The 14,654-nt window shown below is 47.4% G+C and carries 15 protein-coding genes; 3 read left to right on the top strand and 12 right to left on the bottom strand.

All coding sequences use genetic code 11. The annotated features are described in order from the left end of the window. Positions 1–124: 124 nt before the first annotated feature. Entirely contained in the window at positions 125–1,357 is a 1,233-nt protein-coding gene (gene pepT, locus ABT58_RS12770; protein ID WP_047874783.1) for a peptidase T, read from the top strand. A 147-nt stretch (positions 1,358–1,504) separates the two neighbouring features. Here the strand turns inward: pepT and ABT58_RS12765 are convergent, their stop codons facing one another. After that, positions 1,505–1,798 carry a hypothetical protein gene (locus ABT58_RS12765; RefSeq protein ID WP_047874782.1) on the bottom strand — a complete coding sequence of 98 codons (294 nt, stop codon included), beginning with the start codon at positions 1,796–1,798 and terminating at the stop codon, positions 1,505–1,507. Between the two features lie 250 nt (positions 1,799–2,048). Further along, positions 2,049–3,533: a carboxypeptidase M32 gene (locus ABT58_RS12760; protein ID WP_047874781.1), complete on the bottom strand. Its 1,485-nt coding sequence runs from the start codon at positions 3,531–3,533 to the stop codon at positions 2,049–2,051. A gap of 321 nt (positions 3,534–3,854) precedes the next feature. Here ABT58_RS12760 and ABT58_RS12755 point away from each other — a divergent pair, with 321 nt between their 5' ends. Further along, positions 3,855–5,030 (top strand): D-alanyl-D-alanine carboxypeptidase family protein, encoded by a 1,176-nt coding sequence (locus ABT58_RS12755; protein ID WP_047874780.1) that lies wholly within the window; start codon positions 3,855–3,857, stop codon positions 5,028–5,030. A gap of 113 nt (positions 5,031–5,143) precedes the next feature. Here ABT58_RS12755 and ttcA read toward each other — a convergent pair whose 3' ends face one another. Next, positions 5,144–6,073, bottom strand: a complete 930-nt coding sequence (gene ttcA, locus ABT58_RS12750) for a tRNA 2-thiocytidine(32) synthetase TtcA (protein WP_047874779.1) — start codon at positions 6,071–6,073, stop codon at positions 5,144–5,146. 351 nt (positions 6,074–6,424) lie between these two features. Between ttcA and ABT58_RS12745 the strand changes: the two genes are divergently transcribed. Beyond that, entirely contained in the window at positions 6,425–6,808 is a 384-nt protein-coding gene (locus ABT58_RS12745) for a hypothetical protein (protein WP_229821642.1), read from the top strand. A gap of 128 nt (positions 6,809–6,936) precedes the next feature. Here the strand turns inward: ABT58_RS12745 and uspE are convergent, their stop codons facing one another. From uspE to ccoO, 9 genes are all read right to left on the bottom strand, one after another. Further along, complete coding sequence (uspE, locus tag ABT58_RS12740; protein ID WP_047874778.1) at positions 6,937–7,875, bottom strand: universal stress protein UspE; 939 nt, start codon at positions 7,873–7,875, stop codon at positions 6,937–6,939. Positions 7,876–8,145: 270 nt separating this feature from the next. Next, a complete protein-coding gene (locus tag ABT58_RS12735; RefSeq protein ID WP_036832058.1) occupies positions 8,146–8,901 on the bottom strand; it encodes an FNR family transcription factor in 756 nt (251 codons plus the stop codon). A gap of 75 nt (positions 8,902–8,976) precedes the next feature. Further along, entirely contained in the window at positions 8,977–9,654 is a 678-nt protein-coding gene (locus ABT58_RS12730; protein ID WP_047874777.1) for a sulfite exporter TauE/SafE family protein, read from the bottom strand. After that, on the bottom strand, positions 9,644–9,859 hold the full coding sequence (ccoS, locus tag ABT58_RS12725; protein ID WP_047874776.1) for a cbb3-type cytochrome oxidase assembly protein CcoS: 216 nt from the start codon (positions 9,857–9,859) through the stop codon (positions 9,644–9,646). Before ccoS ends, ABT58_RS12730 begins: the two co-directional genes overlap by 11 nt. After that, entirely contained in the window at positions 9,852–12,260 is a 2,409-nt protein-coding gene (locus tag ABT58_RS12720; protein WP_047874775.1) for a heavy metal translocating P-type ATPase, read from the bottom strand. Before ABT58_RS12720 ends, ccoS begins: the two co-directional genes overlap by 8 nt. Next, a complete protein-coding gene (locus ABT58_RS12715) occupies positions 12,257–12,748 on the bottom strand; it encodes a FixH family protein (RefSeq protein ID WP_047874774.1) in 492 nt (163 codons plus the stop codon). Before ABT58_RS12715 ends, ABT58_RS12720 begins: the two co-directional genes overlap by 4 nt. A 116-nt stretch (positions 12,749–12,864) precedes the next feature. After that, positions 12,865–13,845, bottom strand: a complete 981-nt coding sequence (gene ccoP / locus ABT58_RS12710) for a cytochrome-c oxidase, cbb3-type subunit III (protein WP_047874773.1) — start codon at positions 13,843–13,845, stop codon at positions 12,865–12,867. Continuing rightward, positions 13,842–14,024: a cbb3-type cytochrome oxidase subunit 3 gene (locus tag ABT58_RS12705; protein ID WP_047874772.1), complete on the bottom strand. Its 183-nt coding sequence runs from the start codon at positions 14,022–14,024 to the stop codon at positions 13,842–13,844. The genes ccoP and ABT58_RS12705 overlap by 4 nt, the downstream gene beginning before the upstream one ends. Positions 14,025–14,034: 10 nt before the next feature. Next, positions 14,035–14,646 (bottom strand): cytochrome-c oxidase, cbb3-type subunit II, encoded by a 612-nt coding sequence (ccoO, locus tag ABT58_RS12700; RefSeq protein ID WP_047874771.1) that lies wholly within the window; start codon positions 14,644–14,646, stop codon positions 14,035–14,037. Positions 14,647–14,654: the final 8 nt, after the last annotated feature.

The raw sequence follows: 14,654 nt of genomic DNA, 5'->3' as shown, positions 1-14,654 counted from the left end.
CATGGGAATTCTGGCTATTTAATGGACGAAATGTAACAAATCATGATTCATCGCAATTCCTTTTCCAGACGTAGCCTTGATACTTTGTCCCTATCTTTATTGAAAAGCACTGAATGAGTGGGATATGGAACAATTAATTGCACGTTTTCTGCGTTACGTTCGTTTTGAAACGCAATCAAACCCAGCCAATGCCCACTGCCCAAGTACTGACGGGCAGCGTGTATTAGCTCAGCAACTGAAAGAAGAAATGATTGCCTTGGGGCTGTCTGATGTCACATTGGATGACAATGGCTACCTGATGGCGCGACTGCCTTCGAATGTTGAGTACAATGTGCCTGCTATCGGCTTTATTGCCCACATGGACACTGCGCCGGATGCGTCTGGTAAAGATGTGAATCCACAAATCGTGGAAAACTACCAAGGTGGCGATATTGCATTGGGTACAGGTGAAGAAGTGTTGTCACCGATTCAATACCCTGATCTTAATCGTCTGCATGGCCATAACATTATTACCACTGACGGTACTACGCTGTTAGGTGCGGATAACAAAGCGGGGATTGCAGAAATCATCACTGCAATGGCCGTCCTGAAAGCTCACCCTGAGATTAAACACGGCGATATTTGTATTGGCTTTACGCCGGATGAAGAGATCGGCCGTGGTGCTGACAAATTTGATGTTGAGAAGTTTGGCGCACAATGGGCGTACACCATTGATGGCGGCCCGGTGGGTGAGTTAGAGTTTGAAAACTTCCACGCCTCTTCAGCCTTTGTGACCTGTCACGGTGTGAATGTGCACCCAGGTACCGCAAAAGATAAAATGATCAACGCGATGAACATTGCGGCTCAGTTCCAGCTGATGATGCCAATGGAAGAAACACCAGAGTGTACAGAAGGCTATGAAGGCTTCTTCCACCTGGTATCTATGGAACCAAGCGTGGCAAAAACCAAACTGCATTACATTCTGCGTGATTTTGATGCCGACAGCTTGGCGCGTCGTAAAGCACTGATTCAAGAAAACGTTGAAGCCCTTAACCAGCGTTTGGCAAAAGGCCATGTGAGTGTGGAAATCGTCGATAGCTACGCCAACATGCGTGAAATGGTGGAACCACATCCACACATTATTGAATTGGCGAAACAAGCGATGGTTGATTGTGATGTTGAGCCAGAGATCAAGCCTATTCGTGGTGGTACAGACGGTGCACGTTTGTCATTCATGGGCTTGCCATGTCCGAACATCTTTACCGGCGGCTACAACTTCCACGGTATTCATGAGTTTATTACGGTAGAAGGCATGCAGCAAGCGGTGAACGTTATTGTGAAATTGGCTGAAAACACAGCTAAGCATTACGCAAAGTAAGACTTTGGCTAAGCGGAATCGTTACGCCTGAACGATGATGCGTAGTAAATATAAACGCCCTGAACGGAATAACCGAGCAGGGCGTTTTTTATCATGCTGGCTTTCGAATAGTGTGCAGCAATAGGATCAATGACAGGGCTCGCTGGGTCACGAATCTTTGTCGTAAAGCTGTGCCTGATCTTTTACTTCAGGGTGCTTTTCAATCTCGTCGACGATCCAGTTGTTCAGGTGCTTGATGATGGCGGAAATAGCGTGCGCTCTGGTTCCTTTCTCATTGTCTTTAACGTCAAGCTTCTCTTTTGGGTGAATGCCGGTCTGATCTTCTGCAATGTGTATCCAGTCAGGGTGCCAGTAGAAACTGTGCCCTTCATCTGTTATCCAGTTATGGACCCCGCAGGATTCCCCTTTGTAATTTAAATCTTTTGCTTCGTATTTCATCATAATAGCGGTTCCTTCTCGAAGTCTCTCTCAAGTATATACCTCAGGGGGATGAATAATGTGAGTTAGTCCTAATCTTTAAGAAACATGCTGTAAATGATGGGGTTATGAATGTGATGAAAGAAAAGATTTAAAAGAGGAAGCAAAAGAGGACGATAGAAGGCGACTACAGAAGATAGACCCCCAGCCGTTACGGCCAGGGGCTGATCTCAAGAAGAGAACCTCAAGGATAAAGCCTTCTACAGAAAAAGGCTTAGCCTAAGTAACGGCTGATGAGATGATCTTTTAAGTGCTGGGCATTAAGCGCTTCACCGGTAGATTCAATCAGCAGCTTATCCGTGTTGACTAAAGAAGCACGCTTCCAAACATGGCGATCTAGCCAGTTAAAAATAGGCTGGAAATTACGTTCTCGAATCAGGTTTTCTACGTTCATTTCCTTACGCATGGCAGCCATAAACTGTGCCGCATACATGGCGCCGAGCGTATATGACGGGAAGTACCCGAAGCTTCCCATTGGCCAGTGAATATCCTGCATACAACCATCGGTAAAGTTGCCTTTGGTATTTAGGCCAAGGTATTCATGCATCTTCCTGTCCCATAGCTCTGGGATATCCGCAACTTCAATGCGGCCTTCAATCAAATCACGTTCAATCTCATAGCGCAGAATAACGTGCGCCGGGTAGGTCACTTCATCGGCATCGACTCGGATATACCCCGGTGCAACACGAGTGTTAAGCAGAGTCAGGTTTTCGGGAGTTAGCGCCGGATCATCAATACGATTGAAGGTTTCAGCCGCTAACGGCGCCAGAATATCAATGAAGTTTTCACTGCGTGACAGCTGCATTTCAAAGAACAGGCTTTGGGATTCGTGAATGCCCATTGAACGCGCGGTACCTACCGGCAAGCCTGCCCATTTTTCAGGTAAGCCTTGCTCATAGCGGGCATGACCGGTTTCGTGGATCACGCCCATTAATGCAGAAGTAAAATCCGCTTCATCATAGCGCGTGGTAATACGTACATCTGTTGGCACACCGCCACAGAAAGGGTGCATGCTGACATCGAGGCGGCCATGGTGAAAATCAAAGCCCAGTTTTTGCATGATGTCTAAGCTCAGTGCTTTTTGCTCATCAATCGGGAACGGGCCGACAGGCTGCATCACTTCATCATGGGTTTGCTTTTCACGAATTTGCGTGATGAGCTCTGGTAACCACGTTTTCACATCGGCAAACAGGGCATCCAGTTTTGCACTGGTCATGCCGGGTTCATACTGATCCAACAGGGCATCATATGGGCTTAAGCCAGTGGCTTCAGATCGGATTTTCGCTTCACGGCGGGTCAGTTCGACGACTTTTTTCAGGTTCTCACTGAATCCTTGCCAGTCATTGTTGCCGCGTTGTGTACGCCATGCATGTTCACACGTCGAGCAGGCCAATGATTGTTCTTCGACGAGATCAGCAGGGAGGACATTGGCATTACGCCATACACGTTTCATTTCGGTCAGGCTGGCTTTCTCTTCCTGAGACAGCGATTCACGATGTGCTAATTCGAACCATTCTGCCAGGTAAGGGGCGGTTGCCATTTCGTGGCTAATAACCGCTAATTCCGCCATGGCTTCTGAGCGTGCAGCATTTCCGCCTTCAGGCATCATTGCAGCCTGGTCCCAACTGCAGATTGATGCTAGATGATCGAGCTTTGCCAGCTTTTTATGATGTTGTTCTAATTTTTGATAGAAAGTCATTATCAATCCTTTAAGTTGACTCATATCGACACTGAAAATATCGGCATATTGATGCATAGTGATATTTTACAGCAGTTAGCATTGCAATCTTTTAACCAATACGCAACACCTTATGGCGCTACGTAATCTTTTTGTGATAAAACGTAGTGGAAACGACGCAATAGCAACAGGCTGCGTAGAAAATCATAGTAACAGTGAAGTGAGTTGTAACGAACCTTACAATAACGTAAGACTTCGTAAAGGTCACAAGATTTACTGTTTCCCTTAGATATACTGCTTTGAAACTATACGGCTTTAGATTCACCATTGACGGCGAGTAATATGACAAATAAACGGAATGTCCCTCTACGCACGCTAGTAGCAGGCACAGTATTCTTCTCGGCGACGGCCTTTTCTGCGCCAACTGTGATCCCGGATGCACCTGAATTAGGGGCAAAAGGGTATGTGTTAATGGATTACCATACCGGCAAAGTGCTGGTTGAAAAAAATGCCCATGACAAACTGAACCCCGCCAGTTTAACCAAGCTGATGACCAGTTATGTGGCCGGGCAAGAAATGAAAAGCGGCAATATCGGCGAAGATGACTTGGTGGTGATCAGCCGCAATGCGTGGGCGCGTAACTTCCCGGATTCTTCAAAAATGTTCATTGAAGTAAATACCGAAGTGAACATGATGGATCTCTACCGTGGCTTAATTATTCAATCAGGTAACGATGCCAGCGTGGCGATTGCTGAGCACGTAGCGGGTTCAGAAGGGGCGTTTGTTAGCCTGATGAACTCGTGGGCGAAAAAGCTCAACATGAATAACAGTGCGTTTGCGAACCCGCATGGGTTGGATAGCGATGAGCTCTATTCGACACCGTATGACATTGCCTTGTTAGGCCGTGCTCTGATATCAGATCTGCCAAATATTTACTCGCTGTATAGCGAGCGTTCTTTCACTTATAACGACATTACTCAGCGTAACCGTAATGGTCTGTTGGGTGATCGCAGCTTGAACGTTGATGGCATGAAAACCGGTTACACCAGTGGCGCGGGTTACAGCTTGGCAAGTTCTGCGACGGAAGGTGACATGCGTTTGATTTCTGTTGTGATGGGATCAAGCAGCACGAAAAGCCGAGAAGCAGAGAGTAAGCAGCTGCTGAATTACGGTTTCCGATTCTTTGAGACGGTGTCACCGCATAAGAAAGGTGATGAGCTGCTCCAAGAAACGATTTGGATGGGTAATGCCGATACAATTTCCTTAGGGACGGCTGAAGATAGCTATGTGACGGTGTCACGTAATGATGCGAAGAATTTGAAAGCGACCGTGTCTTTAAACGGCGAACTGATGGCGCCGATCAAGAAAGGCGATGTTGTTGGTAAGATTTTCTATCAGGTCGATAGTACGGATGTGGCCGAGGTACCATTGGTGGCATTGGAATCAGTAGATGAAGGGGGATTGTTCACTCGCTTAGTAGATTACATTAAGATGTTCTTCATGAGTTTGTTCAAGTAATCCTGAAACATTCACTGATTACAAAAACGTTGAGACAAGAAACATTGGATATAAAAAAGAGCCGCATGATGCGGCTCTTTGTGTTTTGTCGCTATATCGAATAGCTAAGCTGATCAGTTGATCTGAACAATATCCAGCTGCTCGCCAGGAACAAATTCACCCACTTCTTCACCAGATACTGGCGTAGTTGGGATCTCTTGTTTATCGAATGCGATGTCACCGCCGTCAATCGCACCAGAATCTTTATCGATGCTCTTGAAATCAAACAGGTTGAAGTCAGCTAGGTGAGAAGGCACTACGTTTTGCATTGCTGTGAACATGGTTTCGATACGGCCCGGGTGACGTTTGTCCCAGTCGCGTAGCATCTCTTTGATCACCTGGCGCTGCAGGTTAGGCTGCGAGCCACATAGGTTACATGGGATGATAGGGAATTCTTTCATCTCGCTGAAACGTTCGATGTCTTTCTCGCGGCAGTACGCCAGCGGACGGATCACCACGTGTTCACCGTTGTCTGACACCAATTTAGGTGGCATACCCTTCATTTTGCCGCCGTAGAACATGTTTAGGAACAAAGTTTCTAGCATGTCATCACGGTGGTGACCCAGTGCGATTTTCGTTGCACCGATCTCTTTCGCCGTGCGGTACAAAATACCACGACGAAGGCGAGAACACAGTGAACATGTTGTTTTGCCTTCTGGGATTTTTTCTTTAACGATAGAGTAGGTATCTTCGTTAACGATCTTGTATTCCATACCTAGAGACTCTAGGTACTCAGGCAGAATGTGGTCAGGGAAACCTGGTTGTTTCTGATCAAGATTGACAGCAATAAGCTCAAACTTAACAGGCGCATTGCGCTGAAGGCTGCAAAGGATGTCTAGCATTGCGTAGCTGTCTTTACCGCCAGATAGGCAAACCATGATGCGATCGCCTTCTTCAATCATGTTGAAGTCAGCAATTGCATTACCCACGTTACGACGTAGTTTTTTCTGCAGCTTGTTGAAGTTGTATTGTTGAGCTTTGCTTAGCTCTTGAGTATCGCTCATTCTCAATCTCTCTTTGAAAAACAGATTCAGCCGTGATGAGACTGCTCATCACACTCTGTTTGTTCAGAAATAAGGGACTCTTGCTGACTGGCCGGTGCCGTCAGAAAGTTTGAGGCTGTATGATACGGATTAGCAACGTAGATGCTAGTACCTTTTGGTATAAATCCACGATTTTAGATTAAAAAAGATAATAAAGCGGCGATTCAGATGGGCATCGGTAGTCTTGCTTTGTTCGGTGTAACCCATTACATGTTATGAACGTGAAATCCCTTCTATCGCGGTGTTTGTCTATTGGCATGGAAAAACAGTCGGTTATAATCTGTGACAATGAAAAAAGGAGAGATACCCGCCATGATCCCATCTGTACCATCTCGTACCCGTCAATGTGTTAAACCGGCGCTTGTTTTACTCTCCCTGGTTTGCTCCCTGACATTGTTGTCGGGTTGTTCGGCCATGCAAGCGGAAGCCTTGGGGTTGCGCAGCAGCAAAGTGATGAAAACGCCGCAGCAAATGAGCAATCTTGAAATCTGTGAGACATACGCTTATGGCCGTCAATCAAAACATACCCGCGTGGCGATTGCGAGTGAGTGGACCAAGCGCGGCATCAACCGCAAGTACTGCGATAAAATTCGTAAGGAATGGTATGTCACTAAGGCAGCAAAAGCATTGGTGAATATTGAAGAAAAGCCAGCGAGCAACAAAGTGAAGCCGGTGAATTCAGTACAGATCCAGTAAGGTTGTCACCACCCATCCATCACCTTATTGAGATAGAGTCAAAGCACTCTCGCGAGAACAAAGAAAAGCCTCCCTTCGGAGGCTTTTTTCGTTAGTTTCGTTGTGGAGTCAAACGAACGGAGAATCAGTTACAAATTCGGGCTCAATGGGCTGATGTAGCCTTCTGGCTTGAGTGCTAACAAGTCACAGTTCAAGCTGTCGATGGTATGTTCAGCGGTGTTCCCGATAAAAATTGCTGACAAGCCTGTACGGCCGGTCGTCCCCAGAATCACCAACCCTGCATCCAAATCTTGCGCGACTTGCGGAATAATGTCTTCCGGTAAGCCTTCTAATACATGGGTTTGCTCTTCTGGAAGACCATGTTGATGGCGCAGTGCTTTCATGGATTTCAAGTGATGGCCTCGTACCGCATCGGTATAAGAGGCGGGATCAAATTCCGGTAATTCAATGGTGATATTGACCGGGGTGGCAGGGTAGGCATTCACCAAATGCACCTCCGCACCCAGCAGCTCAGCCATGTCTTTGGCTTCGTCAACAATCGCATTGTTCAAATGTTCGTGTGTTTCATCATCCGCAGCCAGGTTCACACTGCCCAACACTTTACCGTTAGCGGGCCAGCTGTGGTCTTTCACCATCAATACCGGTACCGGACATTTACGCAATAAGTGCCAATCGGTCGGCGTAAAAATCACCGAGCCAAGTTTAGGGTGATCGTGAGTCGCTTTAATCACCAAATCGTGGTGCTTGCTAAAGACTTCAGCAATGGTCGCTTCATAAGGGCGATTATGCCAAACCACAGTGATATCAATCTTGATGCCGTCTTCGACATAGGGACGGATGATGTCTTTGATCCACGCCTCGCGCTGCATCACAACACCACGGCGCATAGCCTGGCGTTCATCCGCCGATAGCATCGACGTCATTTCATAAGAGAAGTCATAAATAGCAAGAAAGATGGTAATAGACACATCATCAGACATACGTGCAATTTGGACAGCACGTGACAGCGCAGGTTGCTTGTCTTGAGCCGGATCAGCGACGACGAGAATATTCTTATACTTGGTCATATTGCCCCCTTACACAACTGTGTTGGCAGATAAACCAGACCCTGTTTTCTCTGTTATCCTTTCAAGCGTTCTGCGGTGAGAAATCAGATTGGTTTCAGCAAATCAACAGCTTAACAACAAATAGAGATGTTAAATAATATCGATTCAACAGTTATAACATTAACGCATTGTGTGAATATAGGGGAGGAGTTTTGTTCTTTAGATGCAAAAAAAGTGATATAGCTCAAGGCATATATCACTTTTTTGAAGGATACTTCGATACGTCAACGGTTAGGCGATAGTGTTTTTGTTTACACCAGCCAGTTTCGCAAGTTCTTCGTGATCAAGAATGGTGATGTATTTCCCTTTTACACTCAGCATCTCTGATTTCTGGAAACGTCCCAACAAACGGCTGATTGTTTCCACCGTCAAACCCAAGTAGTTACCGATATCACCACGAGTCATCGTTAAACGGAACTCACGCGGAGAGAAACCACGCTGTGAGAAACGTAGAGAGAGATTGTAAAGGAACGCCGCCAAGCGCTCTTCCGCATTCTTTTTAGAAAGCAGCAGAATCATTTCCTGGTCGCCTTTGATCTCGTTACTCATCAAACGCATGATTTGCTGACGCAGTTTTGGCATTTTCCCTGACAGATCATCGAGGATTTCAAAAGGGATCTCACACACCATTGACGTTTCCAGAGACTGTGCAAAGCTAGGGTGCATCATTTCATTGATAGCATCGAAGCCGACAAGGTCACCGGCAAGGTGGAATGCAGTGATCTGCTCGTCACCTTGTTCTGTAATGGTGTAGCTTTTAATGGTCCCTGAACGGATCGCATACAGTGACTTTAGCTCATCGCCTGCTTTAAAAAGCTCTTGTCCTTTCTGGATTGGCTTTTTACGTTCAATAATTTGATCCAGTTGATCTAACTCAGACTCATTTAACGTAAATGGAATACACAACTGACTGATACTGCAATCCTGACAATGGATCGCACACCCGCCAGATTGGATACGTTTGGTTGTAAGTTTGTCTGAAATCATAAGCCTGTCTAACCAATTTGATGTAGGTCAATATTTTAACATAATATGAATCATTATGACGAGTATTAAAAATGACTACATTATTTGTTTGATTGCGATATAACCAGTATGAACCCCATAAGCCAGTAACAGCAAGGCGCTCGCACGTTTGACGTAGTGGTTTTTTAGCCATTTTTGTAGCTGCTGTGCCATACCACCGACCGCGATCATCGCGGGTAACGTCCCCAAACCGAAGGCGAACATCACGCCGGCCCCTGAAAAGGCCCCTCCGGAAACAGCCGCCCAACTTAATGTGGAGTACACCAAGCCACACGGTAACCATCCCCAAAGTGCACCAAAAGGCAGGGCAGCAAAAGGAGATTTCAAGGGTAATAAGGATTGTGCCTTAGGAGCCAGTTGACGCCAAAGCCCTTGGCCAAGTCGTTCAATACGACTAACCCCTTGCCACCATTGCCCGATATACAGAGCAAGAAGGATCATCATAAAAGCAGCAACTAAGCGCAATACGACAAGGGCGGAGGTATAACCGCTATAGTTCGCCATACCTGCAAAAGCACCGCCAATGATTGCACCGGCTATCATGTAAGAGAAAAGCCGTCCTGCGTTATAGCAGAAGAGATAAGGCCACCGACGCGACTGTTGATCACCCGGCATACCTAAAGTGACGGCAGCGGCCACACCGCCGCACATCCCCAAGCAATGCCCCGCACCCATGAGTCCGATCAGGAATGCGGCGTAAAAATCAACGTTCATGCTGCTTGTCGTCGTTGATGGATTCGTTGACAGGTGCTTTCTTAGCGGCTTTTGTAGGCTGTGATTCGTTTTCGTCAAACAGAATATCGTAGCCTTGGCGCTCAAGATCTTCAAACTGCTCGGAACGCACAGCCCATAAGAAGATGCCAACCGCGATACAAACAAAGATGATCGCAATGGGTATTAATAAGTAAAGACTAGACATTATCTTTTAATAACCTTAAAGAATTTGACACAACTATGATCGAACTTCCTGACATACCCACCACCGCAATATAAGGTGCAACAAAGCCTGCGACGGCAAGCGGAAGGATGATTAAATTATAACCTAGCGACCACGCCAGATTCTCTCGAATAATCTTACGTGTTTTGATGGCCAACTGACGCGCTTTAAGAATGCGGGAGAGTTGATCGCCCAACAACACCATATCAGCGGAGGATTTCGCCACATCGGTACCGCCGCCCATCGCAACAGACAGGTGCGCACCGGCAAGGACAGGCGCATCATTCACACCGTCTCCGATCATTAACGCGACTTTTTCTTTCGGCAGGCTACGCAGGTAAGCCAGTTTCCCTTCCGGGGAGGCACCCGCAACCAGTTCATCGATACCCAAGGCGGTAGCCACCGTATGGGCGGCCGAAGAATGATCCCCAGTCAGCATGGTGACATGAATGCCAGCCGCTTTAAATTGTTTGATCAATTCAGCGCTGTCTTCACGGATAGGGTCATCCAGCATGAAGGCTGCCACCAGTTCATGATCGCAGCTTAACCACACTTGATATCGCTCATCACAGTTAGCGAGTTGGGCGTCGTAGTCCGGATGCTCTGCCAAAACGAATTCCGCTTTACCAATACGCCACTCTTGGCCTTGTCGCCAACCTTTCAGACCGCTACCAATGACGTTCTCTACCTGTTCAAACTGATACGCACTATTGCGGTAACCACTGAATGCTCGGGCAATGGGGTGGTTAGCAAAACGCTCAAGCTCGGCAGCCGTTGCGAGTACATCGGTTTCTTCCCAACGCATGTGAGATTGAGGCGTAACAAGGTGAGTGTCTATGAGCCGAACATTGCCTTCTGTTAAGGTGCCCGTTTTATCGATCACTAGCTGGTTCACATTACACAGGGTTTCCAGCACATGGCCACGGCGAAGCAAAATGCCCAAGCGCCCTAAACTGGATGTTGAACACGTCAGTGCCGTCGGGGTAGCCAGTGATAGTGCACACGGGCAGGTGGCAACCAATACAGCCAGTGTGATCCATAATGCATCTTCTGGGCGATGTTGATACCAGTAAAACCAAGTACAGGCGGAGATCACTAAGATAGCCGCAACAAAATAACGCGCTACAATATCAGCAATTTCTGCCACTTTGGGCTTGGAGCTTTGTGCTTCATCTTGCAGACGTACGATATTTGAGATCAGTGAGTTATTACGATCTTGGGTGACGCGCAAGGTAATATTGCCGTCCCCATTAATGGTACCGGCAAACACGTTATCACCGACACTGCGGGAAACCGGCATGGGTTCACCGGTTAACATGGATTCATCAATCGCCGTCTCGCCCTGCACAATTTCCCCGTCTGCCGGTAAACTTTCACCGGGTAAAACAGTGACAACGTCACTGATTTTCAACGTCTTGGCGGCCACTTGAGAACCATCAGCAAGGGTGGCCATTGCCGGTACAAGTTTTAACAGGTTGGCACTGGCGGCTGCGGCTTGACGGCGTGCGCGCATTTCAAGAAAGCGACCCAGCAACAAAAAGAAGGTGAACATGGAAATGGATTCAAAGAACACTTCACCTTTTTCCATGACGGTCGCATACAAGCTGGCGATATAGGCAAACAGCAGCGCAATGGAGACAGGGACATCCATACCCAACGTACGCGCGCGTAAATTGCGCCAGGCATTCAGATAGAAAGGTAAGGCTGAGTAGAGCAGGACAGGTGTAGCAAAGATCAAGCTGACCCAACGCAGGTAGTTTTTGAACTCTGCATCTAAGTCGCCAAAGATTTCAAAATAGAGTGCTACCGCCAGCATCATCACTTGCATGGTCGCGATGCCAGCTATCCCTAATCGATAGAGATAGTTTTTCATGGTGCGATGGTACAGTTGTTCTTGCGCATCCGCTTCAAAAGGCGCGGCTTTGTAACCGAGTTGATGAATGATATTGAGCAGATGACTTAATTTGGTTTGTTCGGGATCCCAGACCAGCAGGGCACGGTGGGTGGTCGTGTTAACGCGAATATTGATAACGCCGGCTTCGCGTTTGAGTTGTTTTTCAATCAGCCACGCACAGGCAGCACACGATACGCCATCAAGCGATAGAGAGGCTTCTTTGTGATTGGCGTTATCACGTACAAATTCTTGCTGTATGTCTTCGTGATCATACAGAAGGAGGGATTGCAGTTGTTGCGGCACTAAATCAGCTTTTTCTGCCGGTGCAGTGCGAAACTCATAATAGGACGTCAAGCCACTTGCCACGATGGTTTGCGCGACCGCTTCACACCCCGGACAACACATATCTCGTGGTTGCCCAAGGATCTCAACTTGGTGATGGTAATCCTGCGGAACAGGATCACCACAGTGGTAACAGTCTTTTGTCATTCCTTGCTCTGCCCGTACAACGAAATCGGGGTAGATGTTGGAAGATTTACACGTCCTTGCAACATCCAGTCTCCATTAAAAGGCTCAACTTCAATAAACCATGGGCCTGTTAATGCTTTTGTCGAAGCAAATCGGTAATTGCCTGACAGATCCGCACTCACCATTTGCGTAAAATCCTGATTCGCAAGTGTACGGTGGGTGAAGGTGACGCGTAAGTTGGGGTACGTGTCCAGTTCACCTTTGTCGAATTGAATCGCGATATCTTCATTCGCTACCGCAATGTTGGCTTTGAGTTGTAACGCGTCCGCCACGCGTAAACGCGACAGATCCAGATTAATGGCTTTGCCTTTTTTGTAATAGTCTTCAGCCACAAGATCAACCTTGTTTTCAGAGAAGATATACACAGCCGTTAAACTATAAACGATTGATGTAGCAGGGATGGCGAAAACAAACCAAGGCCAAAACTGCTTATACCATGGCGTATCCATATTGTTTACCCTTGAAGCGGTGAGGAGGCTGCCCTCAATGAATGAGGGCAGGTATTATGGCTCAGTGCGTTTGATCATCATGCGACTGAGAGGGTGTTATCCGTAATGCGTCGGCATTACTTTTTCGTGTCGTTGCTCAAGCTCCAGACATAGGCAGAGATAACCTGAATTTTTTCTTCACCCAGAATATCTTTCCATGCTGGCATTACACCTTGGCGGCCGTGAATGATGGTGTCTTCAACCGCACGACGCGAACCACCGTACAACCAGGTGTTATCGGTTAGATCAGGTGCACCAAATGCTGGGTTACCTTTACCATCCGTACCATGACACGCTGCACATACCACGAACTTCTGTTTACCCGCAGCGGCTTCTTTCGCATTCACTTTACGGCCAGACATGCTCAATACATAGCTGGTTACTTCAGTGACGCCATCAGCCCCTAATGAATCGATCCATGCTGGCATCACGCCAATACGGCCTTCCATGATAGTGGTTTTGATGGTTTCTGCTTCACCGCCATACAACCATGCACCGTCTGCCAGGTTAGGGTAACCCAACTGACCACGCGCATCGGAAGCATGACACTGGGCACAGTTCTGCAAGAACAGACGCTGACCCACTTTTAATGCTTCTTCATCCTGCGCGATATCCGTAATGGGACGAAGGTTGTTACCGGAGGCATCGTAGGCAATACGTTTGAACGTCTCACCAAACTCTGCTTCTGCGGCATCCAATTCACGTGCGTACTGATCAAGACGTTGCTCGCTGTGTGCATTGGCAATCGAGGCGTTAGACTCTTGCAATGAACGCACGGTTTGATCCGAACTTTGCCAACCCAGCACACCTTTGAAGCTACCCAGTCCTGGGTAAAGCACAAGGTAAACCGCACCAAAAACCAGCGTGCCCCAGAACATGTAGGACCACCATTTTGGCAGTGGGTTATTGATCTCACGAATACCATCGTACTCGTGCCCCATATCTTCACCTTCTGCGACACCCATGGTGTCACGACTACACCAAACCAGCAGGGCAGCAACACCAACAAACGTCGCGATAGTGATGATTGTTATCCATAGACTCCAAAACGTCGTCATGCTTCCTTGCTCCTGTCGTTTTCTCTGGTTGCCACGTCTTTGTCTTCATCGGCAAAAACCAGATTGGCAGCTTCTTCAAAGCGCGCCTTCTGACGTTTGCTGAATGCCCAAACGACAATGCCGATAAAACTGGTGAACAACACTACCGTCCAAATGCTATGAATGGTTCCAATATCCATTGGGTTCTCCTTATTTCATTGCATGGCCGAGTGACTGAAGGTAGGCGATGATCGCATCCATTTCAGTCTTGCCTTTCACTTCTTCACCTGCGTTGGCCACTTGCTCATCGGTATATGGCACACCAAATTTGTCTTTGAAGATGGCCAGTTTCTTAGAGGTCAGTTCGCCGTCCAAGACGTTCTCTTCTAACCACGGGAAGGCAGGCATGTTTGACTCAGGAACAACCGCACGCGGGTCACGCAAGTGAACACGGTGCCAGTCATCAGAATAACGACCACCTACACGTGCCAGATCCGGACCTGTACGTTTAGAACCCCATAGGAATGGGTGTTCCCATACGCTTTCACCGGCCAGAGAGTAGTGACCATAACGTTCTGTTTCTGAGCGGAAAGGACGGATCATCTGGCTGTGACAAACGTTACAGCCTTCACGGATATAAATATCACGACCTTCCATTTCCAGTGCCGTATAAGGACGCAGGTTATCAACCGGTTCGGTTGTCTGATCCTGATAAAGCAATGGGGTGATTTCAACCAGCGCACCAAAGCTGATTGCAAACACAATCAGAATGGCGAGAAGGCCGACATTTTTTTCTACAATCTCATGACGATTATTTGCCATTGTCGGAC

The sequence above is a fragment of the Photobacterium aphoticum genome, assembly GCF_001029435.1.
Taxonomy (GTDB): Bacteria; Pseudomonadota; Gammaproteobacteria; order Enterobacterales; family Vibrionaceae; genus Photobacterium; species Photobacterium aphoticum.
This window is presented reverse-complemented; position numbering and strand designations above follow the sequence as displayed.